Origin of the sequence: Clostridium sp. AM46-21, assembly GCF_003480025.1 — a bacterium.
Classification (GTDB): domain Bacteria; phylum Bacillota; class Clostridia; order Lachnospirales; family Lachnospiraceae; genus Coprococcus; species Coprococcus ammoniilyticus.
In genome coordinates, this window is the sequence record NZ_QUIB01000021.1 from 35,810 (window position 1) to 57,714 (window position 21,905).

Genomic DNA, 21,905 nt, shown 5'->3' on the forward strand with positions numbered 1-21,905 from the left:
TGTACTATTAAAAAGTGCGAAAAGGAGGCGGCTTTTTTTATGGCAAAACAGATTATGAGAATCACATTGAAGGCGTACGACCACAAACTTATCGATCAGGCTGCTGGACAGATCATCGATACTGTTAAAAAGACAGGAGCTAAAGTCAGCGGACCGGTTCCAATGCCTACAAAGGTTGAGAAGATTACAATCCTCAGAGCTGTTCATAAGTACAAAGATTCAAGAGAACAGTTCGAGCAGAGAACTCATAAGAGATTAATCGACGTGATTGCACCAACACAGAAGACAATTGATGCATTACAGAAGATCGATTTATCAGCTGGCGTATACATCGACGTAAAGATGAAATAATCAGCCACAAAAATTAGAAGTGAACTAATCAAATCACAAAAAAACAAACATAGCACGAAACAGTGCACAAGCAGTAACCTAATGCATCCGAAGGATGTAATTTAGTATGATTGTCAAGACAATCCGCTGTGAATTAAATTAGGAGGAAAACTTAAAATGAAGAAAGCTATTTTAGCAACAAAAGTCGGAATGACTCAGATCTTCGACGAAAACGGCGTTTTAGTGCCGGTAACAGTTTTACAGGCTGGTCCATGTGTTGTAACCCAGGTAAAAACAGTTGAGAATGACGGTTATGATGCAATTCAGGTAGGATTCGGCGAAAAGAAAGAAAGAATCACAACAAAAGATGTATCAGGAAAGAAAGTAATCAGAAACCCACATGGTGCTGGTAAGGCAGAAGTTGGACATGCAAAGAAAGCAAACACAACACCTAAGACTTTCTACAGAGAGTTCAGACTTGATGACTGTGCTCAGTACGAACTTGGTGCAGAGATCAAAGCCGATGTATTTGCTGAAGGAGACAAGATTGACGTTACAGCAAAGACAAAAGGTAAGGGATATGCAGGCGGTCTTAAGAGACACGGCTTAAAGTCAGGTCCTTCAGGACATGGTTCCAAGTATCACAGACATGCAGGTTCAAACGGTTCAGCTACTACACCAGGTAGAGTATTCAAAGGTAAGAAGATGCCTGGACATATGGGTAGCGTAAGAGTTACAATCCAGAACCTTGAGGTAGTTAAGATAGATGTAGAAAATGATGTTATTTTGGTAAAGGGCGCAGTTCCGGGACCAAAGAAATCATTAGTAATGATTAAGGATACAGTAAAGACTGGCAAGTAGTCTTTAGGAAGGAGGAACGAAAATGGCATCAGTTAAGGTTTATGACATCGAAGGAAAAGAAGTTGAGACATTAGAACTCAATGATTCTGTATTCGGTGTAGAGATAAATGAACATTTAATGCATCTGGCTGTAGTTGGCCAGCTGGCAAATAGCCGTCAGGGTACACAGAGCGCAAAGACTCGTTCTGAAGTATCAGGTGGTGGAAGAAAGCCATGGAGACAGAAAGGAACAGGTCATGCAAGACAGGGTTCAACAAGATCTCCACAGTGGACAGGTGGCGGAGTTGTATTTGCACCAAAGCCAAGAGATTATTCAGTTAAGATGAATAAGAAAGAAAAGCAGCTTGCTATGAAGTCAGCACTTTCAGCAAAGCTTGCAGAAGATAAACTTGTTGTAGTTGACAAGATTGAATTAGAAGAGGTTAAGACAAGTGTATTCGCAAAGATCCTTGCAAATCTTAAAGCTCCTAAGTCATTAGTAGTAACAAAGGACAAGAACGACAAGGTTGTTCTTTCAGCAAACAACATTCCAACAGTTAAGACAACAGCTACAAACTCACTGAGTGTATATGACATTCTTAAGTATGATAAGCTTGTTCTTACAAAGGATGCTGTAGCAGCAATTGAGGAGGTGTACGCATAATGGCAGACATCAAATATTATGACGTTATACTTAAGCCTGTAATCACAGAGAAAAGTATGAATGCAATGGCAGAGAAGAAGTACACATTTCTTGTACACCCGGAAGCAACAAAGTCTCAGATCAAAGAAGCTGTAGAGAAGATGTTCGAAGGAACAGAAGTTGCTAAGGTTAACACCATGAACAATGACGGTAAGGTTAAGAGACGTGGCGTAACACTTGGAAGAACAGACAAGTACAAGAAAGCAATCGTTAAACTTACAGAAGCAAGTAAAGAGATCGAAATTTTCGAAGGACTGTAAAATAACGAAACAGATTTATACGCAAAAAAGCGTGACAATAAATTGAACCGAAAGGAGAACAAAAATGGGAATTAAGACATATAACCCATATACACCTTCCAGAAGAAATATGACTGGCCTTGATTTTTCAGAGATCACAAAATCAACACCTGAGAAATCACTCGTTGTATCAATGAGCAAGACAGCCGGCCGTAACAATCAGGGAAAGATCACAGTTAGACATCACGGTGGTGGTGAGAAACGTAAATACAGAATTATAGATTTCAAGAGAAACGATAAGGATGGAATTCCAGCAACAGTTAATGCAATCGAATATGATCCAAACAGATCAGCAAACATTGCACTTCTGTTCTACGCTGATGGCGAGAAGAGATACATCCTTGCTCCTTATAAGTTAGCAGTAGGAGATGTTCTTATGAGTGGTGCTGAAGCAGAGATCAAAGTTGGTAACTGCCTCCCACTTCAGAATATTCCAGTTGGTACATTAGTACACAACATCGAGTTATACCCGGGTAAGGGCGGACAACTTGTTCGTTCAGCAGGTAACTCAGCACAGCTTATGGCTAAGGAAGGAAAGTATGCAACATTAAGACTTCCTTCAGGCGAAATGAGAATGGTTCCAATCATCTGCCGTGCAACAATCGGTCAGGTAGGAAACATTGAGCATGGCCTTGTTAACATTGGTAAAGCCGGACGTAAACGTCACATGGGTATTAGACCAACAGTTCGTGGTTCTGTTATGAACCCTAATGACCATCCACATGGTGGTGGTGAAGGTAGAGCACCAATCGGTCGTTCAGGCCCTTCAACTCCATGGGGTAAGCCAGCAATGGGATTAAAGACAAGAAAGAAGAACAAGCAGTCTAATAAGATGATCGTAAGAAGAAGAGACGGCAAGAGCATTAAATAGTTAATAAGGAGGTATGACAATGGCTCGTTCATTAAAAAAAGGACCATTCGCAGATGAGCATTTACTCAAGAAGATAGATGCTATGAATGCAAGCAATAGCAAAGAAGTTGTTAAGACCTGGTCAAGACGTTCAACAATTTTCCCATCATTCGTAGGTCATACAATCGCAGTTCATGATGGAAGAAAGCATGTACCTGTATATGTTACAGAAGACATGGTTGGACATAAGCTTGGTGAGTTCGTAGTTACCAGAACCTACAGAGGTCATGGTAAAGACGAAAAGAAGGGTAGAAGATAATATTTGGAATATTTGAAAGGAGGACTAAATCATGGCTAAAGGACATAGATCCCATGATAAGAGACTCAGAAATGAGAATAAAGATACCAGACCATCAGCTAAGGTATCATATGCAAGAGTGTCAGTAACAAAGGCTTGTTTCGTATTAGATGCCATCAGAGGTAAGGATGTTCAGACTGCACTTGGTATTCTGGCATACAACCCAAGATATGGTTCAAGTGTTATAGAGAAGCTGTTAAAGTCAGCAATCGCAAATGCTGAAAACAACAATGGACTTAAGGCAGAGGACCTTTATGTAGCAGAGTGCTACGCTAACAAGGGACCTACAATGAAGAGAGTTCATCCAAGAGCCCAGGGTAGAGCATATAGAATCGAGAAGAGAACAAGTCACATCACAATCGTGCTTGACGAGAGATAGGAGGTAAATAATGGGACAGAAAGTTAATCCTCATGGTTTAAGAGTCGGCGTTATCAAAGATTGGGATTCAAGATGGTATGCTGACACAAAGAATGATGAATTTTCTAACAACCTTGTAGAAGATCATAAAATCAGAACTTATTTAAAGAAGACACTTTACAATGCAAACATCTCAAAGATCGAGATCGAGAGAGCTGCAGACAGAGTAAAGGTTGCATTATATACAGCTAAGCCTGGTGTTATCATCGGTAAGGGCGGAGCTGGAATCGAAAAGATCAAAGCAGATGCACAGAAGCTTACAGATAAGAAGCTGTTCATCGATGTAAAAGAAATTAAGAAGCCGGATGCAGACGCACAGTTAGTAGCTGAGAACATTGCAGCACAGCTTGAGAATCGTATCTCATTCAGAAAAGCAATGAAGTCATGCATGAGCAGAACAATGAAAGCTGGAGCACTTGGTATCAAGGCTTCATGTTCAGGACGTCTTGGTGGTGCTGATATGGCTAGAACAGAGTTCTACAGCCAGGGAACAATTCCTCTTCAGACACTTCGTGCTGACATTGATTATGGTTTTGCTGAAGCAGACACAACATTTGGTAAAGTTGGTGTTAAGACATGGGTTTACCATGGTGAAGTACTTCCTGTAAAAGGAAATAAGGAAGGAGCGGATAAATAATGTTAATGCCTAAGAGAGTAAAGCGTCGTAAGCAGTTCAGAGGAACTATGGCTGGTAAGGCACTTAGAGGCAATAAGATTACAAACGGTCAGTATGGTTTAGTAGCACTTGAGCCTGCATGGATTAAGTCAAACCAGATCGAAGCAGCCCGTATTGCGATGACAAGATATATGAAGCGTAGTGGTAAAGTATTTATCAAGATCTTCCCTGATAAGCCAGTTACAGCTAAGCCGGCTGAAACTCGTATGGGTTCAGGTAAGGGAGCACTTGAGTACTGGGTAGCAGTTGTTAAGCCGGGTAGAGTTATGTTCGAGATTGCAGACGTACCTGAAGAAGTAGCAAAAGAAGCTTTAAGACTTGCTATGCACAAGCTTCCACTTAAGTGTAAGATCGTTTCAAAAGAAGATTTAGAGGAGGTAGCAGGCAGTGAAAACTAAGGACTATATGAACGAATTAAATGCTAAATCTGTTGATGAGCTTCAGAACGAATTAGTAGCTGCAAAGAAGGAATTATTCAACTTAAGATTCCAGAATGCTACAAATCAGTTAGAGAACACAAGCAGAATCAAAGACGTAAGAAAGAATATTGCAAGAATACAGACAGTTATAGCCCAGAAGGCTAATGCTTAATTATCTTAGAAGGAGGAATATATTGTGGAAAGAAATCTGAGAAAAACACGTGTAGGTATCGTTACAAGTGACAAGATGGACAAGACAATCGTTGTTTCTATCGTAGATAATGTTAAGCATCCTCTTTATGGAAAAATCGTAAAGAGAACTTACAAGTTAAAGGCTCATGATGAGAAGAATGAGTGCAATATTGGCGATAGAGTAAGAGTTATGGAGACAAGACCTTTATCAAAGGACAAGAGATGGAGACTTGTTGAGATTATAGAGAAGGCTAAATAAGGAGGCAAATAAAATGGTTCAGCAGGAAACAAGACTTAAAGTTGCTGATAATACTGGTGCCAAAGAGCTCCTTTGCATCAGAGTTTTAGGCGGCTCAGTAAGAAGATATGCAAATATCGGCGATATCATCGTTGCCTCAGTTAAAGACGCAACACCAGGCGGAGTTGTTAAAAAAGGTGATGTTGTTAAGGCCGTAGTAGTAAGATCAAAGAAGGGCGCTCGTCGTAAGGATGGTTCATACATCAAGTTTGATGAGAATGCAGCAGTTATTATAAAAGACGATTTAAATCCAAGAGGAACACGTATCTTTGGACCAGTTGCAAGAGAGTTAAGAGACAAGAAGTTCATGAAGATTGTCTCACTTGCACCTGAAGTATTATAAGGAGGTGTAGACCATGGCAACATTAAAGATTAAGAAAGATGATATGGTACAGGTTATTGCCGGCAAGGATAAAGGTAAAGAAGGCAAGGTTCTTCATGTTGACAAGAAGAACGGTACTGTAGTCGTTGAAGGCGTAAATAAAGTATTTAAGCACAGCAAGCCAAGCATGGCTAACCAGGCAGGCGGAATTATCGAAATGGAAGCTCCAATGGACATCTCCAATGTAATGTATCTTTACAAAGGCAAGCCGGTAAGAGTTGGTTTTGAAGGAACAGGTAAAGATAAAGTCCGTGTTGCTAAAGTAGATGGCAAAACAGAGAAGATAGATTAATTGGAAGGAGGTCGTCTTAGTTGAGTAGACTTAGAGAAAAGTATGACGCTGAAATTAAAAGCGCCATGACTGAAAAATTTGGATATAAAAATGTAATGCAGATCCCAAAGCTTGATAAGATCGTTATTAACATGGGCGTTGGTGAAGCAAGAGAAAATGCTAAAGTTTTAGACGCAGCTATCAAGGATCTTGAAACAATCGCCGGTCAGAAGGCAGTTGTTACACGTGCGAGAAAGTCAGTTGCTAACTTCAAGTTAAGAGAAGGAATGCCTATCGGATGTAAAGTAACACTTCGTGGCGAGAAGATGTATGAGTTCTTAGATCGTCTTGTAAACCTTGCACTTCCTCGTGTACGTGACTTTAGAGGTGTTAACCCTAACGGTTTCGATGGCAGAGGTAACTATGCTTTAGGTATCAAGGAACAGCTCATTTTCCCGGAAATCGAGTACGATAAGATTGATAAAGTCAGAGGTATGGATATCATCTTTGTTACAACAGCAGAGACAGACGAAGAAGGTCGCGAACTGTTAACATTATTTGGTATGCCTTACAGCAAATAATTAAAGGAGGAAGATTCGTTATGGCTAAGACAGCAATGAAAGTTAAACAGCAGCGTAAACAGAAGTTTTCATCAAGAGAATATACACGTTGCAAGATTTGTGGACGTCCACACTCAGTATTAAAGAAATACGGAATCTGTAGAATCTGCTTCCGTGAATTAGCATACAAGGGACAGATCCCTGGCGTTAAGAAATCAAGCTGGTAAGAGATAGAAGGAGGAAGAAACATTATGTCAATGAGCGATCCAATAGCAGATATGCTTACAAGAATTCGTAATGCTAACACAGCAAAACATGATACAGTAGAAATCCCTGCTTCAAAGATGAAAAAGGCTATTGCTGACATCCTTTTATCAGAAGGATATGTTCAGGCAGTAGACATTATCGAAGATGGTAAGTTTGAGACAATCAAAATTACATTGAAGTATGGTGCAGATAAGAACGAGAAGATCATCACAGGCCTTAAGAGAATCTCTAAGCCAGGTCTTCGTGTATATGCAAGCAAGGATGAGCTCCCAAGAGTACTTGGTGGACTCGGAACTGCAATTATTTCAACAAACAAAGGTGTACTTACTGACAAGGAAGCAAGAAAGCAGAATGTTGGTGGCGAAGTATTAGCATTTGTTTGGTAGGCATTGAGCACTTAGTGAGCACAAGCTGAAAGCGCCGTGCGAAGTTAGTGCGAAAGCCCATCCCGAGACTTAACGAATACGAGTCGAAGACGATGGATGAGTTTAGTTCGAGTGGATGTCATTAGAGCACTTAGTGAGCACAAGCTGAAAGCACCGTGCGAAGTTAGTGCGAAAGCTGATAAAACAATCCCTCCGGCATCATTTCCTGAAAAATACCGGAGGTTAAAGCCTGCATGGATACACTCCGTGCAGCACAAATACAAATAATATAAATTTTAAGGAGGAAGGCGAAATGTCACGTATCGGAAGAATGCCTATCGCTGTACCTGCAGGAGTGACTGTAGATATCGCAGAAAATAATAAAGTGACTGTTAAAGGACCAAAGGGAACACTTGAGAGAGTTCTCCCGGCAGAAATGGATATTAAGTTAGAAGCTGATGTAATCACAGTTTCAAGACCTAATGATTTAAAGAAGATGAAGTCTTTACACGGACTTACCAGAACACTTATCCACAACATGATCATTGGTGTTACAGAGGGTTATGTTAAGGATCTGGAAGTAAACGGTGTAGGTTATAGAGCTCAGAAGCAGGGCAATAAATTAGTTCTTGCTCTTGGTTATTCACATCCAGTTGAGATGGTTGACCCAGAAGGTATCGAAGTAAAGGTTGATGGTAACAAGATTTCAGTTGTTGGTATTGACAAGGAAAAAGTTGGTCAGTATGCAGCAGAGATCAGAGAAAAGAGAGCACCGGAACCTTACAAGGGCAAAGGTATCAAGTATGTTGACGAGACTATCAGACGTAAAGTTGGTAAGACTGGTAAGAAATAATAAAGGAGTGAGATAAGATGGTTAATAAAGAATCAAGAAGCGAAGTTCGTATTAAGAAGCATATGCGTGTTCGTAATCATTTAGCTGGAACAGCAGATAGACCACGTTTAGCGGTTTTCAGAAGTAATAATCATATGTACGCTCAGATTATTGATGATTCAGTTGGAAACACAATTGTAGCAGCATCAACAGTAGAGAAGTCAATCAAGGAAGCACTTGAGCAGACAGATAATGTAGATGCAGCAGCATACGTTGGTAAAGTTGTTGCTGAAAGAGCACTGGAAAAGGGAATCAAGACTGTTGTATTTGACAGAGGAGGATTCATCTACCAGGGTAAGGTTCAGGCATTAGCAGATGCAGCAAGAGAAGCTGGTCTAGAATTCTAAGAAGGAGGAAGAACAACATATGAAGCGTGAAATAATTGATGCTAGTAAATTAGAATTAGAAGATAAAGTAGTAGATATCAAACGTGTAACTAAGGTTGTTAAGGGCGGACGTAATTCTAGATTTGCATGTCTTGTAGTTGTTGGTGACAAAAACGGTCATGTAGGCGTAGGCGTTGGTAAGGCTGTAGAAATTCCTGAAGCTATCCGTAAGGGTAAGGAAGATGCAGCTAAGCACCTTGTTACAGTTCCTGTAAATGAAAACGGAAGTATCCCATATGATTGGAACGGAGAATTTGGTAGTGCAACAGTATTGCTTAAGTCAGCTCCAGAAGGTACTGGTATTATCGCCGGTGGTCCTGCTCGTAACGTACTTGAGCTTGCTGGATACAAGAATATCCGTACAAAATCCTTAGGATCAAACAACAAACAGAACGTAGTTCTTGCAACAATCAAAGGTCTTTCAGAGATCAAGACTCCGGAAGAGATCGCAAGACTTCGTGGAAAATCTGTTGATGAGATACTTAACTAAGGAGGTATTATAAGATGGCAGATAAGTTAAAAGTTACTTTAGTAAAATCACCAATCGGATGCGTACCAAAGCATAAGAGAACTGTAGAAGCATTAGGTCTTAAAAAGGTAAACAAGTCAGTTGAACTTCCTAACAATGCTGCAACTCTTGGTATGGTTAAGCAGGTTAGTTATTTAGTAAAGGTAGAAGAGATTTAATTATATTTGAAGGAGGTGCAGGTCGTGAATTTATCAACATTAAAGCCAGCAGAAGGTTCTAAGCATAGTACTAATTTCAGAGTAGGCCGTGGTCATGGTTCAGGAAATGGTAAGACTGCAGGTAAGGGCCATAAGGGTCAGAAGGCACGTTCAGGATCACCTAGACCAGGATTTGAAGGCGGACAGATGCCTTTATATAGAAGAATCCCTAAGAGAGGATTTACATGTATCAATCACAAAGATATCGTTGCAATCAATGTTTCAGTTCTTGATCGTTTCGAGGATGGAGCAGAGGTTACAGTAGATACACTTGTTGAATGCGGTATCGTAAAGAATCCACGTGATGGAGTTAAGATTCTTGGAAATGGAGAGTTAACAAAGAAGCTTACAGTTAAGGCAAATGCTTTTTCAAAGTCAGCAGCCGAGAAGATTGAAGCTCTTGGCGGAAAAGCAGAGGTGATCTAATAATGTTTAAAACCTTTATCAACGCATTCAAAGTAAAGGAATTAAGACAGAAATTATTATACACATTCTTTGTTCTCATAGTAGTCAGGCTGGGAAGCCTGATTACTGTACCGGGAATCCGTGCAGATGCAATTAAAGAATATCTAAGTAACGCACTTGGAGATTCCTTCAATCTGTTCAGCTCATTCACCGGAGGATCGTTCGATCAGATGTCAATATTTGCATTGAACGTAACACCATATATTACATCTTCCATTATCATCCAGCTTCTTACCATAGCAATTCCAGCTCTGGAAGAAATGCAGAAAGATGGTGAAGACGGAAGAAAGAAAATTACAGCAATTACCCGTATCTTAACGATTGGTCTTGCAATTCTGGAAAGTGCAGGTCTTGCGATCAATTTCGGAAGAAAAGGATTCATGGACAGCTACAATTTCTGGACAGTGCTTTCAATGATCGTTATCCTTACAGGTGGTAGTGCATTTGTAATGTGGCTTGGCGAACGTGTAACAGATCGTGGTGTGGGAAATGGTATTTCCATTATCCTGTTGATTAACATCGTATCAACCATGCCGAATGATTTCAAGAATATTTACACACAGTTCATCAAAGGCAAAGATGCAGTCAGAATGTGTCTGATCGCACTTCTGGTTGTTGCAATTGTTGTATGTGTAACCATTCTTGTATGTATGCTTCAGGGAGCTGAAAGAAAGATTCCTGTACAGTATGCAAAGAAAGTTCAGGGTAGAAAGCAGATGGGAGGTCAGTCCTCCAACATTCCACTTAAGGTAAATACAGCAGGCGTTATTCCTGTAATCTTCGCTTCTTCACTGATGGCGATTCCTTCTATTATAACGAGTTTATTTGGAAAGAGTCCATCCGGTGTTGGTGCTAAGATCCTTCAGGGAATGAGCCAGTCATACTGGTTTAATCCGAACTATCCTTGGGGATTCCTTGGATTGGCAGTATATATCTTACTGGTATTCTTCTTCGCGTATTTCTATACAGCAATTACCTTCAATCCAATGGAGATTGCAAATAACATGAAGAAGAGCGGTGGTTTTGTACCGGGTATTCGACCAGGTAAGCCAACCCAGGACTATTTAAATAAAATACTGAACTATATTATATTTATCGGAGCAGTTGGTCTTTTGATCGTTGCGATGATTCCTATGTTCTTCAACGGATTTTTCAGTGTAAATGTTTCATTCGGTGGAACATCCATCATCATCGTAGTTGGTGTTGTAATTGAAACCATGAAGAGTCTGGAATCACAGATGTTAGTAAGACATTATCAGGGATTCTTATTAGATTAATTGTAAGATACAGATATAAAAAACACGAAAAATGGGAGTGTACACTTGTGCACTTCCTATTCGTGTATTATAGTATAAGTATCTATGGCTTGTTCATTTGGAGGACGGCTGATAACAGGAGGGATTGCAATGAACGTATCCCGCAGGAAAATAAAAAATGGAGGTTATATATGAAGATAATTATGTTAGGTGCGCCAGGCGCAGGCAAAGGTACACAGGCTAAAATGATCGCTGAGAAGTACGGAGTACCACATATCTCAACAGGAGATATTTTCAGAGCAAACATCAAGAACGGAACAGAACTCGGAGCAAAGGCAAAAGAATATATGGATAAGGGACTTCTTGTTCCGGATGAATTAGTTGTAGATCTGGTAATTGACAGATTCAAAGCAGACGACTGCGCAAAGGGATATATCCTTGATGGATTTCCAAGAACTATTCCACAGGCAGAGGCACTTGACAAAGCATTATCAGCAATCGGTGATTCTGTAGACTATGCGATCAACGTAGAAGTACCGGATGAGAATATCGTTCGCAGAATGTCCGGAAGACGTGCATGCGTTGGCTGTGGTGCAACATATCATATTGTATATAACCCTACAAAAGTGGAAGGCAAATGTGATGTATGTTCATCCGATCTTATCTTAAGAGATGACGATCAGCCGGAAACAGTATTAAACAGACTGAAAGTATATCATGAGCAGACACAGCCATTGATCGATTTCTATGCTAAGAAAGGAATCCTGAAAGAAGTTGATGGAACAATGGATATGAATGATGTATTTGCAGCAATCGTTAAGATTTTAGGTGAATAAAATGGCAATATCTATAAAATCTGAGAGAGAAATTGAATTGATGAAAGAAGCCGGCAGAATTCTGGCTCTCACACATGAGGAGCTGAAGAAGGCGATCAAACCGGGAATCACAACCTATGAGATCGATAAACTTGGTGAAGAAGTGATCAGAAGCTATGGCTGTATTCCTTCCTTCCTGAATTATAACGGTTATCCGGCATCTATCTGTGTATCCGTAAATGAGGAAGTTGTTCATGGTATACCATCAAAGACAAGATTTCTGAAAGAGGGCGACATAGTAAGTCTTGATGCAGGCGTTATCTATGAAGGATATCACTCCGATGCAGCAAGAACTTATGGAGTAGGAAAGATTTCACCGGAAAATGAGCATCTGATTGCAGTTACAAAGCAGAGCTTTTTCGAAGCAATGAAGGCTGCTGTTCCGGGAAATCATATTCGAGATATCGGAAGGGCTGTAGAGCAGTATGTTTTGAAATTTGGATATGGAATCGTAGAAGATCTGGTTGGACATGGTGTTGGAGCAAATCTTCATGAGGATCCGGAAATACCGAATTTTGAAACGATCAAAAAAGGACCAAAGCTGAAACCGGGAATGACGATCGCAATCGAACCGATGATAACAGCAGGTGATTATGAAGTAGACTGGCTGGATGATGACTGGACTGTCGTAACCGTGGATGGTTCCAATGCAGCACACTATGAGAACACGATCCTTATTACAGAGGACAAACCGATCATCTTGTCGCAGGCAGAAGGATTGGAATTATAGAAAATAAAAAATGAATTCAAAATCTCAAGGATTTTAAGGAGGATTAAAAATGTCAAAGGCAGACGTAATTGAAGTAGAAGGAACAGTAATCGAGAAGTTACCAAATGCAATGTTTCAGGTAGAGATCGAGAATGGTCATAAGGTTTTAGCACACATTAGTGGTAAGCTCAGAATGAATTATATCAAGATCCTTCCGGGTGATAAGGTAACAATTGAATTATCACCATACGACCTGACAAAGGGAAGAATTGTTTGGAGAGATAAATAAATTCTTCTATATAAAGAGGTATGTAATGAACATCCTGTAAAGATATTCCCTTTATAGGATGTGATTTATCATAATAATCCCATTAATATGAAAAAAATAGAAAATGGGACTTGCATTCTATTGTGAAAAATGATAGAATGCTTATTCGTAGCGGACTTTTTTTGAAAGGAGATTTTCTAATGAAGGTTAGAGCATCAGTAAAACCTATATGCGATAAGTGCAAAGTTATCAAGAGAAAGGGTATCGTTAGAGTTATCTGCGAGAATCCAAAGCACAAACAGCGTCAGGGTTAATCAAAAAAAGAAACTGGGTATCCGGATGATAGCCCATCCATATGATATCTTGTTTTTTAAGTATCAACACACACGGATGTGTTGTAAATTTTAAAAGCGGCTGTAGCATAATCATTATATGCTAGTAAAAATAAAAAAACAGGCAGCGAGATGGAAACATATGCATTTCACCTCAGCATTTTTATGTTGAGATATGTCGAGATCCGATATGCCGGACAGAAGAATTTTTACGGAGGTTAATTAGAATGGCTCGTATTTCAGGTGTTGATTTACCAAGAGACAAGCGTGTTGAGATTGGTCTTACTTATGTATATGGTATAGGTTTGACATCTTCACAGCGTATCCTTAAGGAAGCAAATGTTAATCCTGACACACGTTGTAATGATTTAACTGATGATGAAGTAAGAAGAATCAGCGAAGTAATCAATGCAACACAGACTGTTGAAGGAGATTTACGTAGAGAAGTAGCGCTTAACATCAAGCGTTTACAGGAAATTGCATGCTACCGTGGTAAGCGTCATAGACAGGGACTTCCTGTTCGTGGACAGAAGACAAAGACAAACGCAAGAACACGTAAGGGACCTAAGAAGACAGTAGCAAACAAGAAGAAATAATACTGTTTTCATTTGTTCTTATATATAGTAGAAGATAAGAGATCTTCTGCACCGGGCAGAAGATAAAGTACATTTGTATAAATTTGGAAAACCATAGGAGGTTTAAGAGTTAATGGCTAAGCAAGTTACTAAAAAAGTGGCTAAGAAGCGTGTCAGAAAGAGTGTTCAGCACGGACAGGCTCATATTCAGTCATCTTTCAATAATACAATCGTTACATTAACAGACGCTGAAGGTAATGCACTTTCATGGGCAAGTGCTGGCGGTTTAGGATTCAAGGGTTCTAAGAAGTCAACACCATATGCTGCTCAGATGGCTGCTGAGACAGCTGCAAAGGCTGCTGCTCCTTACGGATTAAAGACTGTTGATGTTATGGTAAAAGGCCCAGGCTCAGGTAGAGAAGCAGCTATCCGTGCTCTCGCAGCTTGCGGTATCGATGTTGTAAGTATCAAAGACGTTACACCAGTTCCACATAATGGTTGTCGTCCACCAAAGAGAAGAAGAGTCTAATTAGGAGGTACAGAGTAAGATGGCAGTAGATAGAACCCCAGTTCTTAAGAGATGCAGATCTTTAGGCATGGAGCCAATGTATCTCGGAATTGACAAGAAATCAAATAGAAAATCAACAAGAGCAAACAGAAAAGTAAGTGAGTATGGTTTACAGCTTCGTGAAAAGCAGAAGGCTAAGTTCATTTACGGTGTATTAGAGAAGCCTTTCCGTAACCTTTACGCTAAGGCAGAGCAGCAGAAGGGCTTAACAGGTCCTAACCTTATGACATTACTTGAGTTAAGACTTGATAATGTTATCTTCAGATTAGGTTTTGCAAGAACAAGAAGAGAAGCAAGACAGATTGTAGATCACAAGCATGTACTTGTTAATGGAAAGAGTGTTAACATTCCTTCATACCAGGTAAAGGCCGGAGACAAGATCGAGATCAGAGAGAAGAGCAAATCCTTACAGAGATATAAGGATATCATTGCTGCAACAGAAGGACATTTAGTTCCAGGTTGGTTAACCGCTGACAGAGAAAACCTTTGTGGAGAAGTAGTTGAGAAGCCAAACAGAGAGCAGATCGATGTTCCTGTAAACGAGACCCTTATTGTCGAGTTATATTCCAAGTAATAAGAATAAATATGATCATCCGTACATCCATCCGGGATTTACCCGTGTGGATGTCTGGATGCAGAATATATTTATGATATTTGCAAAGTTGGAGTATACCAGTTAATTACCCATAAAGGAGGGGCTTAAATGTTTGAGTTTGAGAAACCAAAAATTGAGATAGTTGAGATTTCAGATGATAACAAGTATGGTAAGTTTGTAGTAGAGCCTTTAGAGAGAGGCTATGGTACAACCCTTGGTAATTCATTAAGAAGAATTATGCTTTCTTCATTACCTGGTACAGCAGTAACACACGTTAAGATTAAAGGTGTTTTACATGAGTTCAGTTCTATTCCCGGAGTAAAGGAAGATGTAACTGAGATCGTTATGAATATCAAGTCTTTAGTAATAAAGAATAATTCATTAACAAATGAGCCGAAGCAGGCTTATATCGATGTAGCTGGTGACTGTGTTGTCAGAGCATCCGATATTCATGTAGACGGCGATATCGAGATCATCAATCCTGATCTTGTAATTGCAAATCTTAGTGGCCCGGATGCAAGACTTGAGATGGAACTCACCATCGGCAACGGCAGAGGCTACGTTGGTTCTGATAAGAATAAAGAAGCAGATGCACCGATTGATGTCATCGCTATTGATTCTATATATACACCGGTTGAGAGAGTTAATCTTACAGTTCAGAATACTCGTGTTGGTCAGGTTACAGATTATGATAAGCTGACACTTGATGTATTTACAAATGGTGCTATCGCACCGGATGAGGCTGTCAGCCTCGCTGCAAGAGTCCTTGTAGAACATTTGAACCTGTTCGTTGATCTGTCTGAGAACGCAAAATCCGTTGATGTAATGGTTGAGAGCGTAACAGATGAGAAGGAAAAGGTTCTGGAAATGAATATTGATGAGCTTGAATTATCAGTTCGTTCATACAACTGCTTAAAGAGAGCCGGTATCAATACAGTTGAAGAATTGATCAATAAGACTCCGGAGGATATGATGAAAGTTCGTAACCTCGGTCGTAAGTCATTAGATGAAGTATTAGCTAAGCTGAAAGAATTAGGCTTATCACTGAATGACAGTGAGGAATAATACTTTTTACCACTCAAGCCGAATAATAGTAAGCACAGTGAAGACCCGCAAGGGTAAGGAGGATAAATAAAAATGGCAATGTATAGAAAACTTGGAAAAGCAAGCGCACAGAGAAATGCATTACTTCGTAACCAGGTAACACAGTTATTATACCATGGTAAGATCAGAACAACAGAAGCTAGAGCTAAGGAAGTTGTTAAGATTGCAGAGAAGCTTATCACATTAGCAGTTAAGGAAAAGGATAACTATGATGAAGTTACCGTTACCGCTAAGGTTGCTAAGAAAGATAAAGATGGTAAGAGAGTGAAGGAAGTTGTTGATGGTAAGAAAGTTACTGTATATGATGAAGTAGAAAAGACCATCAAGAAGGATCAGCCTTCAAGACTTCATGCAAGAAGAGAAATGCTTAAGGTATTATATCCGGTTGTTGAAGTTCCTACAGATGCTGCCGGAAAGAAAGCCGGTACAAAGAAAGTTGATTTAACAAGTAAGTTATTCGATGAGTACGGTACAAAGTACGCAGGACGTAAGGGTGGTTACACAAGAATCATCAAGATCGGTCAGCGTAAGGGCGATGCTGCAATGGAAGTTATTCTTGAGTTAGTATAATTATAAACATAAGGGCTGTCAGGTACATGTATGTGTATTTGGCAGCTTTTTTATTTCTAGGAGCGTGTACATGAGTTTTATTCAGGTGAGAAAGCTTGGACATAAATTTAATATCAAGGACAAGGATGGAAATGTTACAGGTGAAAAATGGGCTGTGAAGGATATGGATTTTGATGCCCATAAGGGACAGATCATTGCCGTTCTTGGACGTAACGGTTCGGGAAAGTCAACATTTGCCAGACACCTGAATGGCTTATATGCACCAAATCAGGGAACGGTATGGATACAGGGAGATTCTGATGTATTAGATGCGAGCCGGGAAGGTGATCTGCTGGCCATCCGTCGTGCAGTCGGGATGATCTTTCAGAATCCGGACAACCAAATGGTAGGAAATACGGTTGCGGAAGATGTAGGATTTGGTTTGGAAAATCTGGGCTTCCAGGCAGAGAAGATATGGGAGCGAATCAACGAAGTACTTCGATTGACAGGGATGGAGGCATATCTGGAACGAAATGTATCACATCTAAGCGGTGGACAGAAGCAAAGACTGGCAATCGCATCTGTGATGGCCATGTCACCGGAATGTATCGTTATGGATGAAGCAACTGCCATGCTCGATCCTGTGGGAAGCAGACAGATACTTGATACCTTATATCATTTGAACCGGGAGTTTGGCATCACGGTCATTATGATCACACATCGAATGGAGGAAACGGTTCGGGCAGATCAGATCTATGTAATGGATGATGGAAATGTAGAGTTGATTGGCGCACCATATGAGATTTATCCACAGGTAGAGAAGTTAGAGCAGCTTGGTCTTGACAGTTTATTGCCATATAAGCTGTTGCATGAGTTGAAAGTAGATTATTCCGATGATAAGAAATTTGTCAAAGATTTGGATGAAGACGTAAAAAGTGCGTTGGTTGATAGAAAAGAGGGGCTCTTGTCGGTACAGGATGCTGCGGACAGGATAAAGGCATGTTTGTGTGATGGAAAATCTTTTGTAAACAGACAAGAAGTAGCAGAACATTTTAATTCGGCGCAGAAAGATATACCATCAAGTAAAAATGAGGATGGAATACATGAGGATATCCTTGATAATAGAAATAACATGGATAGAGAAGAACACAATGGTATGTTATTGGATGCCGGGATAAAAAAAGATATCTTGGTCGAGGCTGATAATCTGGAGTATTCTTATAAGGATGGTGCGGTACTGGTTCCTGCGGTAGAGCAGGTGTCATTTCAGATCAGAAAAGGAGAGATCCTTGCGGTGGCAGGACAGACCGGTTCCGGGAAAAGTACGCTGTTATATATGTTAAATGGTATTTACCGTCCGATGGGGGGAACACTTAAGGTTGATGGAATTGATGTAGGAAAGACGAAGAATCTGAAAGAATTGCGGAAGAAGATTGGATTTGTGTTTCAGTATCCGGAGTATCAGTTATTTGAAAGTACGGTGTTAGCGGATGTAATGTATGGCACATTGAACTTCGGGATGTCGAAAGCAGAAGCAGAACAGGCGGCAAGGGAAGCATTGGCACTTGTGAATATATCAGAGGAATATTTTGAATATTCTCCGTTTGACCTTTCAGGCGGACAGAAGAAGCGTGTAGCACTTGCAGGAATCCTTGCATATAAGCCGGAGATTCTTATTCTCGATGAGCCGGTTGCCGGCATGGATCCGAAATCCAAACGGGAATTATTTGCACTGATCCGCAGATTACATGAAGAACGGAATATAACTGTAATCTTTGTATCACACGACATGAAGGATGTGTATGAGATTGCAGATCGTATACTGGTTATGGGACAGGGAAAGCTGGTCTATGATGGAGCAGTAGAGCAGGCATTTGGAACGCCGGAGATTGTAGAAAAACTGGGCTTAGAGATGCCGGAAATGGCGATGTTCAGGGAGGCATTACTGCCGGAGATAAGACTCACAGCAAGAAGCATGGCGGGCGTGATCGACGAGTTGCGAGATTATATACAGTAACGTAAAGGAAAGAAGCATGGTAAGAGATATTACAATCGGACAATATTACAATACCAGATCACCGATTCACGAGTTGGATGCCAGAACAAAACTGGTGCTCACGATCGTATATGCGGTTACGATCTTCTGGTGCAGGGATTTGTGGACTTTTCTTGCTGCAACAGCATTTCTTATTGTGTATGTGGCATTAAGTCGTGTTCCACTTTCTTTTATCTGCCGGGGACTTAAGGTTGTCTGGGCGTTTATATTATTTACAGCATTTTTCAGTCTGTTTAACGGTGATGGAAGGGTTCTGGTCAGTATCTGGAGATTTCATATCACGACCGGCAGCTTAAAGACGACCGGAATTGTAGTATTCCGTTTCGTGTACCTGATCATTGGTTCATCGATCATGACATATACAACGCTTCCACTGGCACTTACAGCAGGCTTGGAGAAGTTGTTTGGATTTCTGAAGATATTCCGTGTTCCGGTATCGGATATGGCATTGATGCTTTCAATCACGCTTCGATTTATTCCGATTCTGATGGAAGAACTGGACAAAATTATGAAAGCACAGCTTTCGCGTGGAGCCGATTTTGAAAATGGAAATATTTTCAAACGGATACGAAGTTATACCCAGATATTTATTCCGTTATTTGCATCTGCGATCCGACGTGCAACCGATCTGGCATATGCGATGGACGCCAGATGTTATCACGGAAGCGAATGCCGTACCAGCATGAAACCGTTGAGATATAGTAAAAAAGATGCATTTGCATATGGTCTGCTGGTGGTATATGTGGTAGGATTGATCTTGATGAAGATATTTTTATAACAGGAAACCGGGAAAATGAAACGAGTAAAATTAGTAGTAGCCTATGATGGTACGAACTATCATGGCTGGCAGGTACAGGACAACGGAATAACGATAGAGGAAGTGCTGAATCGGACGATCAGCGAGCTGGTGCAGGAAGATATCAAGGTGATCGGAGCCAGCAGGACGGATGCTGGTGTACATGCCTGTGGAAATGTGGCAGTATTTGACACTGAATCCCGGATACCGGGGGATAAGTTTTCATTTGCGTTAAATCAGCGGCTTCCGGAGGATATACGGATTCAGGAATCCTGCGAGGTGGATGCAGACTTTCATCCAAGGTATGCAGATACAGTAAAAACCTATGAATATAATATATTGAACCGGCGGTTTGAACTGCCGACAAAACGGTTATATGCGGCATTTTGCTACTATCCGATGGATATAGAGCGGATGAATCAGGCGGCGGCGTATCTGGTTGGTGAACATGATTTTAAGAGCTTCTGTTCTGCAGGTGCACAGGTGCAGACGACGGTTCGGACGATCTATGCGGTAAATGTGACGAAAGCGGATGACATGGTTCATATCAGGATCACGGGAAATGGCTTCTTATATAACATGGTAAGGATCATTGCAGGAACTTTGATGCAGGTCGGAACCGGGCTGATGGAGCCGGAGCAGGTGAAGGAGATCCTGGAAGCGAGAGACCGAAGCAAGGCAGGACCGACAGCAGTAGCGAAAGGCTTGACACTGGTGGAGATCCGATATGAATAAAAGAATCGTTTGTATATGTATGAGTGTGCTTTTATGTCTGACTGTTATATGTATGGACACAGGCACAGATGTACATGCCGGATATTATGAAGATAATGACAAATATATAAAACAACGTGTAGCTGACAGGATGAAGGAAATGAGCTGGGAGGAGAAAATAGCCCAGATGATCCTAGTGAAGGCTCCTGCTAAAAATGCTGCAAATATCCAGAAACAATATCAGTTTGGCGGATATGTTTTGTTTGGGGAAGATTTTGAAAACAGTACACCGGAGAAACTTAGAAATCGGATCTATGGAATTCAGAAAGCGTCAAAGATTCCGATGTTGATCGCAGTGGATGAAGAAGGCGGAGCTGTAGTAAGAGCATCCAGATACCGTCAGTTCCGATCCACACCATATGCTTCGCCGAGGACAGTATTTTCTGCAGGCGGATGGAATGGTATAGTAAAGGATACGAAGGATAAAGCGAAGTTTCTGAAAAAGCTTGGAATCAATACGATCTTGCACCGGTTGCCGATGTTGCATATGATTCGAGTAACTTTATTTACAATAGAAGCTTTTCTACAAATGCAGCGGATACTTCCAGATATATCAATCTTGTGGTGAATAACATGAAACAGGAGGATATGATCAGCTCATTAAAACATTTTCCGGGCTATGGAAATAATGGGGATACGCATACAAACCTGATCCATGATTATCGGAGCTATAGTAGCTTCAAGAACCGGGATCTGAAGCCATTTCAGGCGGGAATCCGGTCGGGATGTGATATGATCATGGTAAGCCATAATATTGTACATTGTTTTGATTCTAAAAATCCGGCATCTATATCACCGAAGGTAAACAAATACATTAGAAATACAATGGGATTTAAAGGTGTGATCGTTACGGATTCGTTGTCGATGGCAGGAGTACGGAGCTTTACCGGAAGTGAGGGTGAGAGTGCTGTCAGAGCAGTTCAGGCAGGAGACGATCTTCTCTGCACGGAGCATTATAAAGAAACATATCAGGCATTGCTTCGGGCTTACAAGACAAAGCGGATATCGAAAAAACGGATCAATGCATCTGTCAAAAGAATTCTCATGATGAAATACCGCCGTGGTATGAACGGAAGATTTGCGGTCAGACATAGATAGCATATTTGAATGCGAAATGGCAGATGAATGCTGAAAAATAAAGAAAAACGCCTGAAAAAATAAAGAAAGTTATTGACACACACGGATGAGTATTGTATAATGTCCAAATGTGTGAAGTTTAAAGATACGGTGTGAACCAATGCCCCGGTAAACAACGTATTTGAGGATATACCATATTAATATTTTAGAAAATAATTTAGGAGGTACCACGATGAAGAGCTTTATGGCAAGCCCATCAACAATAGAAAGAAAGTGGTATGTAGTTGACGCTACAGGACATACTTTAGGACGCTTATCATCAGAGATAGCAAGCATTTTAAGAGGAAAGAACAAGCCAACATTTACACCACATATCGATACAGGTGATTATGTAATAGTAGTAAACGCAGACAAGATCAAGGTTACCGGTAAGAAGATGGATCAGAAGATCTACTACAACCACTCAGATTATGTAGGCGGAATGAAAGAGACTACATTAAAAGAGAAGATGGCTAAGAAGCCAGAGGATGTTATCCGTTTAGCAGTTAAGGGAATGCTTCCAAAGGGACCACTTGGAAGAGATATGATTACAAAGCTTTATGTATACGCTGGACCTGATCATAAGCAGCAGGCTCAGAAGCCAGAAGTTTTAGAGATTAAGTACTAAGAAGGAG

The 21,905-nt window shown here is 40.6% G+C and carries 37 protein-coding genes; all 37 read left to right on the forward strand.

Features of this window, described 5'->3' with window-relative positions; translation table 11 throughout:
• Window positions 1-39 precede the first annotated feature (39 nt).
• The 37 genes from rpsJ (at window position 40) to rplM (ending at window position 21,898) form a co-directional block, all read left to right on the forward strand.
• The gene (gene rpsJ / locus DW959_RS12885) at window positions 40-351 is read left to right on the forward strand and encodes a 30S ribosomal protein S10 (protein WP_021944981.1); all 312 of its coding nucleotides are present in this window, start codon (window positions 40-42) and stop codon (window positions 349-351) included.
• Window positions 352-507: 156 nt separating this feature from the next.
• Entirely contained in the window at window positions 508-1,191 is a 684-nt protein-coding gene (gene rplC, locus DW959_RS12890) for a 50S ribosomal protein L3 (protein ID WP_008402751.1), read from the forward strand.
• A 22-nt stretch (window positions 1,192-1,213) separates the two neighbouring features.
• Window positions 1,214-1,834, forward strand: a complete 621-nt coding sequence (rplD, locus tag DW959_RS12895; protein WP_117822139.1) for a 50S ribosomal protein L4 — start codon at window positions 1,214-1,216, stop codon at window positions 1,832-1,834.
• Entirely contained in the window at window positions 1,834-2,133 is a 300-nt protein-coding gene (rplW, locus tag DW959_RS12900; protein ID WP_021944979.1) for a 50S ribosomal protein L23, read from the forward strand. The genes rplD and rplW overlap by 1 nt, the downstream gene beginning before the upstream one ends.
• Before the next feature lie 64 nt (window positions 2,134-2,197).
• Entirely contained in the window at window positions 2,198-3,043 is an 846-nt protein-coding gene (gene rplB / locus DW959_RS12905) for a 50S ribosomal protein L2 (protein WP_021944978.1), read from the forward strand.
• 19 nt (window positions 3,044-3,062) lie between these two features.
• A complete protein-coding gene (gene rpsS, locus DW959_RS12910) occupies window positions 3,063-3,341 on the forward strand; it encodes a 30S ribosomal protein S19 (protein ID WP_021944977.1) in 279 nt (92 codons plus the stop codon).
• A gap of 31 nt (window positions 3,342-3,372) precedes the next feature.
• Window positions 3,373-3,759: a 50S ribosomal protein L22 gene (rplV, locus tag DW959_RS12915; RefSeq protein ID WP_008402744.1), complete on the forward strand. Its 387-nt coding sequence runs from the start codon at window positions 3,373-3,375 to the stop codon at window positions 3,757-3,759.
• A 10-nt stretch (window positions 3,760-3,769) separates the two neighbouring features.
• On the forward strand, window positions 3,770-4,435 hold the full coding sequence (rpsC, locus tag DW959_RS12920; protein ID WP_117807167.1) for a 30S ribosomal protein S3: 666 nt from the start codon (window positions 3,770-3,772) through the stop codon (window positions 4,433-4,435).
• Entirely contained in the window at window positions 4,435-4,872 is a 438-nt protein-coding gene (rplP, locus tag DW959_RS12925; RefSeq protein WP_117807168.1) for a 50S ribosomal protein L16, read from the forward strand. The genes rpsC and rplP overlap by 1 nt, the downstream gene beginning before the upstream one ends.
• A complete protein-coding gene (gene rpmC / locus DW959_RS12930) occupies window positions 4,862-5,065 on the forward strand; it encodes a 50S ribosomal protein L29 (RefSeq protein WP_008402741.1) in 204 nt (67 codons plus the stop codon). The genes rplP and rpmC overlap by 11 nt, the downstream gene beginning before the upstream one ends.
• 21 nt (window positions 5,066-5,086) lie before the next feature.
• Complete coding sequence (gene rpsQ, locus DW959_RS12935) at window positions 5,087-5,344, forward strand: 30S ribosomal protein S17 (RefSeq protein WP_173783815.1); 258 nt, start codon at window positions 5,087-5,089, stop codon at window positions 5,342-5,344.
• A 13-nt stretch (window positions 5,345-5,357) separates the two neighbouring features.
• Window positions 5,358-5,726: a 50S ribosomal protein L14 gene (gene rplN, locus DW959_RS12940; protein ID WP_008402739.1), complete on the forward strand. Its 369-nt coding sequence runs from the start codon at window positions 5,358-5,360 to the stop codon at window positions 5,724-5,726.
• A gap of 13 nt (window positions 5,727-5,739) precedes the next feature.
• On the forward strand, window positions 5,740-6,057 hold the full coding sequence (gene rplX / locus DW959_RS12945) for a 50S ribosomal protein L24 (protein WP_021944973.1): 318 nt from the start codon (window positions 5,740-5,742) through the stop codon (window positions 6,055-6,057).
• 20 nt (window positions 6,058-6,077) lie between these two features.
• Window positions 6,078-6,617, forward strand: coding sequence for a 50S ribosomal protein L5 (gene rplE, locus DW959_RS12950; RefSeq protein ID WP_008402736.1), 540 nt, complete (start codon window positions 6,078-6,080; stop codon window positions 6,615-6,617).
• Between the two features lie 20 nt (window positions 6,618-6,637).
• Complete coding sequence (locus tag DW959_RS12955; RefSeq protein WP_008402734.1) at window positions 6,638-6,823, forward strand: type Z 30S ribosomal protein S14; 186 nt, start codon at window positions 6,638-6,640, stop codon at window positions 6,821-6,823.
• 24 nt (window positions 6,824-6,847) lie between these two features.
• Window positions 6,848-7,249, forward strand: coding sequence for a 30S ribosomal protein S8 (gene rpsH, locus DW959_RS12960; protein ID WP_021944972.1), 402 nt, complete (start codon window positions 6,848-6,850; stop codon window positions 7,247-7,249).
• Window positions 7,250-7,541: 292 nt separating this feature from the next.
• A complete protein-coding gene (rplF, locus tag DW959_RS12965) occupies window positions 7,542-8,081 on the forward strand; it encodes a 50S ribosomal protein L6 (RefSeq protein WP_021944971.1) in 540 nt (179 codons plus the stop codon).
• A gap of 17 nt (window positions 8,082-8,098) precedes the next feature.
• The gene (gene rplR / locus DW959_RS12970; RefSeq protein WP_008402729.1) at window positions 8,099-8,467 is read left to right on the forward strand and encodes a 50S ribosomal protein L18; all 369 of its coding nucleotides are present in this window, start codon (window positions 8,099-8,101) and stop codon (window positions 8,465-8,467) included.
• Window positions 8,468-8,486: 19 nt separating this feature from the next.
• Window positions 8,487-8,996, forward strand: coding sequence for a 30S ribosomal protein S5 (gene rpsE, locus DW959_RS12975; RefSeq protein WP_008402728.1), 510 nt, complete (start codon window positions 8,487-8,489; stop codon window positions 8,994-8,996).
• Window positions 8,997-9,010: 14 nt separating this feature from the next.
• Window positions 9,011-9,193, forward strand: coding sequence for a 50S ribosomal protein L30 (rpmD, locus tag DW959_RS12980; RefSeq protein WP_008402727.1), 183 nt, complete (start codon window positions 9,011-9,013; stop codon window positions 9,191-9,193).
• Window positions 9,194-9,217: 24 nt separating this feature from the next.
• Complete coding sequence (rplO, locus tag DW959_RS12985) at window positions 9,218-9,658, forward strand: 50S ribosomal protein L15 (protein ID WP_117807169.1); 441 nt, start codon at window positions 9,218-9,220, stop codon at window positions 9,656-9,658.
• A 2-nt stretch (window positions 9,659-9,660) separates the two neighbouring features.
• Window positions 9,661-10,974, forward strand: a complete 1,314-nt coding sequence (gene secY / locus DW959_RS12990) for a preprotein translocase subunit SecY (protein WP_117807170.1) — start codon at window positions 9,661-9,663, stop codon at window positions 10,972-10,974.
• A gap of 170 nt (window positions 10,975-11,144) precedes the next feature.
• Entirely contained in the window at window positions 11,145-11,789 is a 645-nt protein-coding gene (locus DW959_RS12995) for an adenylate kinase (protein WP_021944968.1), read from the forward strand.
• A 1-nt stretch (window position 11,790) separates the two neighbouring features.
• Window positions 11,791-12,558 carry a type I methionyl aminopeptidase gene (gene map, locus DW959_RS13000; protein ID WP_117822138.1) on the forward strand — a complete coding sequence of 256 codons (768 nt, stop codon included), beginning with the start codon at window positions 11,791-11,793 and terminating at the stop codon, window positions 12,556-12,558.
• 49 nt (window positions 12,559-12,607) lie between these two features.
• Complete coding sequence (infA, locus tag DW959_RS13005) at window positions 12,608-12,826, forward strand: translation initiation factor IF-1 (RefSeq protein WP_008402721.1); 219 nt, start codon at window positions 12,608-12,610, stop codon at window positions 12,824-12,826.
• Between the two features lie 179 nt (window positions 12,827-13,005).
• Window positions 13,006-13,119 carry a 50S ribosomal protein L36 gene (gene rpmJ / locus DW959_RS13010; RefSeq protein ID WP_015533797.1) on the forward strand — a complete coding sequence of 38 codons (114 nt, stop codon included), beginning with the start codon at window positions 13,006-13,008 and terminating at the stop codon, window positions 13,117-13,119.
• Window positions 13,120-13,364: 245 nt separating this feature from the next.
• On the forward strand, window positions 13,365-13,733 hold the full coding sequence (gene rpsM / locus DW959_RS13015) for a 30S ribosomal protein S13 (RefSeq protein WP_021944966.1): 369 nt from the start codon (window positions 13,365-13,367) through the stop codon (window positions 13,731-13,733).
• A gap of 112 nt (window positions 13,734-13,845) precedes the next feature.
• A complete protein-coding gene (gene rpsK, locus DW959_RS13020) occupies window positions 13,846-14,241 on the forward strand; it encodes a 30S ribosomal protein S11 (RefSeq protein WP_008402719.1) in 396 nt (131 codons plus the stop codon).
• 19 nt (window positions 14,242-14,260) lie between these two features.
• Window positions 14,261-14,854, forward strand: a complete 594-nt coding sequence (gene rpsD / locus DW959_RS13025) for a 30S ribosomal protein S4 (RefSeq protein WP_008402717.1) — start codon at window positions 14,261-14,263, stop codon at window positions 14,852-14,854.
• A 129-nt stretch (window positions 14,855-14,983) separates the two neighbouring features.
• Window positions 14,984-15,940 (forward strand): DNA-directed RNA polymerase subunit alpha, encoded by a 957-nt coding sequence (locus tag DW959_RS13030; RefSeq protein WP_008402715.1) that lies wholly within the window; start codon window positions 14,984-14,986, stop codon window positions 15,938-15,940.
• Window positions 15,941-16,012: 72 nt separating this feature from the next.
• Complete coding sequence (locus DW959_RS13035; protein ID WP_008402714.1) at window positions 16,013-16,549, forward strand: bL17 family ribosomal protein; 537 nt, start codon at window positions 16,013-16,015, stop codon at window positions 16,547-16,549.
• A 70-nt stretch (window positions 16,550-16,619) separates the two neighbouring features.
• On the forward strand, window positions 16,620-18,545 hold the full coding sequence (locus DW959_RS13040) for an energy-coupling factor transporter ATPase (RefSeq protein ID WP_118616353.1): 1,926 nt from the start codon (window positions 16,620-16,622) through the stop codon (window positions 18,543-18,545).
• A gap of 16 nt (window positions 18,546-18,561) precedes the next feature.
• On the forward strand, window positions 18,562-19,362 hold the full coding sequence (locus tag DW959_RS13045; RefSeq protein ID WP_118616355.1) for an energy-coupling factor transporter transmembrane component T: 801 nt from the start codon (window positions 18,562-18,564) through the stop codon (window positions 19,360-19,362).
• Window positions 19,363-19,377: 15 nt separating this feature from the next.
• Window positions 19,378-20,115: a tRNA pseudouridine(38-40) synthase TruA gene (truA, locus tag DW959_RS13050; protein ID WP_118616357.1), complete on the forward strand. Its 738-nt coding sequence runs from the start codon at window positions 19,378-19,380 to the stop codon at window positions 20,113-20,115.
• Entirely contained in the window at window positions 20,108-20,722 is a 615-nt protein-coding gene (locus tag DW959_RS14930; RefSeq protein WP_118616359.1) for a glycoside hydrolase family 3 N-terminal domain-containing protein, read from the forward strand. Before truA ends, DW959_RS14930 begins: the two co-directional genes overlap by 8 nt.
• Window positions 20,659-21,252 carry a glycoside hydrolase family 3 N-terminal domain-containing protein gene (locus DW959_RS14935; RefSeq protein ID WP_279221009.1) on the forward strand — a complete coding sequence of 198 codons (594 nt, stop codon included), beginning with the start codon at window positions 20,659-20,661 and terminating at the stop codon, window positions 21,250-21,252. The genes DW959_RS14930 and DW959_RS14935 overlap by 64 nt, the downstream gene beginning before the upstream one ends.
• A gap of 211 nt (window positions 21,253-21,463) precedes the next feature.
• Complete coding sequence (rplM, locus tag DW959_RS13065) at window positions 21,464-21,898, forward strand: 50S ribosomal protein L13 (protein WP_008402709.1); 435 nt, start codon at window positions 21,464-21,466, stop codon at window positions 21,896-21,898.
• Window positions 21,899-21,905 lie beyond the last annotated feature (7 nt).

Coding starts and splice junctions, on each gene's coding strand:
- rplM (WP_008402709.1), top strand. CDS start 21,464: ATGAAGAGCTTTATGGCAAGCCCATCAACAATAGAAAGAAAGTGGTAT.
- secY (WP_117807170.1), top strand. CDS start 9,661: ATGTTTAAAACCTTTATCAACGCATTCAAAGTAAAGGAATTAAGACAG.
- rplC (WP_008402751.1), top strand. CDS start 508: ATGAAGAAAGCTATTTTAGCAACAAAAGTCGGAATGACTCAGATCTTC.
- rpsD (WP_008402717.1), top strand. CDS start 14,261: ATGGCAGTAGATAGAACCCCAGTTCTTAAGAGATGCAGATCTTTAGGC.
- rplP (WP_117807168.1), top strand. CDS start 4,435: ATGTTAATGCCTAAGAGAGTAAAGCGTCGTAAGCAGTTCAGAGGAACT.
- rplF (WP_021944971.1), top strand. CDS start 7,542: ATGTCACGTATCGGAAGAATGCCTATCGCTGTACCTGCAGGAGTGACT.
- map (WP_117822138.1), top strand. CDS start 11,791: ATGGCAATATCTATAAAATCTGAGAGAGAAATTGAATTGATGAAAGAA.
- rplR (WP_008402729.1), top strand. CDS start 8,099: ATGGTTAATAAAGAATCAAGAAGCGAAGTTCGTATTAAGAAGCATATG.
- infA (WP_008402721.1), top strand. CDS start 12,608: ATGTCAAAGGCAGACGTAATTGAAGTAGAAGGAACAGTAATCGAGAAG.
- DW959_RS13035 (WP_008402714.1), top strand. CDS start 16,013: ATGGCAATGTATAGAAAACTTGGAAAAGCAAGCGCACAGAGAAATGCA.
- DW959_RS13045 (WP_118616355.1), top strand. CDS start 18,562: ATGGTAAGAGATATTACAATCGGACAATATTACAATACCAGATCACCG.
- rpsJ (WP_021944981.1), top strand. CDS start 40: ATGGCAAAACAGATTATGAGAATCACATTGAAGGCGTACGACCACAAA.
- rplB (WP_021944978.1), top strand. CDS start 2,198: ATGGGAATTAAGACATATAACCCATATACACCTTCCAGAAGAAATATG.
- DW959_RS13040 (WP_118616353.1), top strand. CDS start 16,620: ATGAGTTTTATTCAGGTGAGAAAGCTTGGACATAAATTTAATATCAAG.
- rplV (WP_008402744.1), top strand. CDS start 3,373: ATGGCTAAAGGACATAGATCCCATGATAAGAGACTCAGAAATGAGAAT.
- rpsK (WP_008402719.1), top strand. CDS start 13,846: ATGGCTAAGCAAGTTACTAAAAAAGTGGCTAAGAAGCGTGTCAGAAAG.
- rplN (WP_008402739.1), top strand. CDS start 5,358: ATGGTTCAGCAGGAAACAAGACTTAAAGTTGCTGATAATACTGGTGCC.
- rpsC (WP_117807167.1), top strand. CDS start 3,770: ATGGGACAGAAAGTTAATCCTCATGGTTTAAGAGTCGGCGTTATCAAA.
- rplX (WP_021944973.1), top strand. CDS start 5,740: ATGGCAACATTAAAGATTAAGAAAGATGATATGGTACAGGTTATTGCC.
- rplW (WP_021944979.1), top strand. CDS start 1,834: ATGGCAGACATCAAATATTATGACGTTATACTTAAGCCTGTAATCACA.
- rpsE (WP_008402728.1), top strand. CDS start 8,487: ATGAAGCGTGAAATAATTGATGCTAGTAAATTAGAATTAGAAGATAAA.
- rpsM (WP_021944966.1), top strand. CDS start 13,365: ATGGCTCGTATTTCAGGTGTTGATTTACCAAGAGACAAGCGTGTTGAG.
- DW959_RS14930 (WP_118616359.1), top strand. CDS start 20,108: ATGAATAAAAGAATCGTTTGTATATGTATGAGTGTGCTTTTATGTCTG.
- rplD (WP_117822139.1), top strand. CDS start 1,214: ATGGCATCAGTTAAGGTTTATGACATCGAAGGAAAAGAAGTTGAGACA.
- DW959_RS13030 (WP_008402715.1), top strand. CDS start 14,984: ATGTTTGAGTTTGAGAAACCAAAAATTGAGATAGTTGAGATTTCAGAT.
- rpmJ (WP_015533797.1), top strand. CDS start 13,006: ATGAAGGTTAGAGCATCAGTAAAACCTATATGCGATAAGTGCAAAGTT.
- rpmD (WP_008402727.1), top strand. CDS start 9,011: ATGGCAGATAAGTTAAAAGTTACTTTAGTAAAATCACCAATCGGATGC.
- truA (WP_118616357.1), top strand. CDS start 19,378: ATGAAACGAGTAAAATTAGTAGTAGCCTATGATGGTACGAACTATCAT.
- rpsH (WP_021944972.1), top strand. CDS start 6,848: ATGTCAATGAGCGATCCAATAGCAGATATGCTTACAAGAATTCGTAAT.
- rpsS (WP_021944977.1), top strand. CDS start 3,063: ATGGCTCGTTCATTAAAAAAAGGACCATTCGCAGATGAGCATTTACTC.
- DW959_RS12955 (WP_008402734.1), top strand. CDS start 6,638: ATGGCTAAGACAGCAATGAAAGTTAAACAGCAGCGTAAACAGAAGTTT.
- DW959_RS12995 (WP_021944968.1), top strand. CDS start 11,145: ATGAAGATAATTATGTTAGGTGCGCCAGGCGCAGGCAAAGGTACACAG.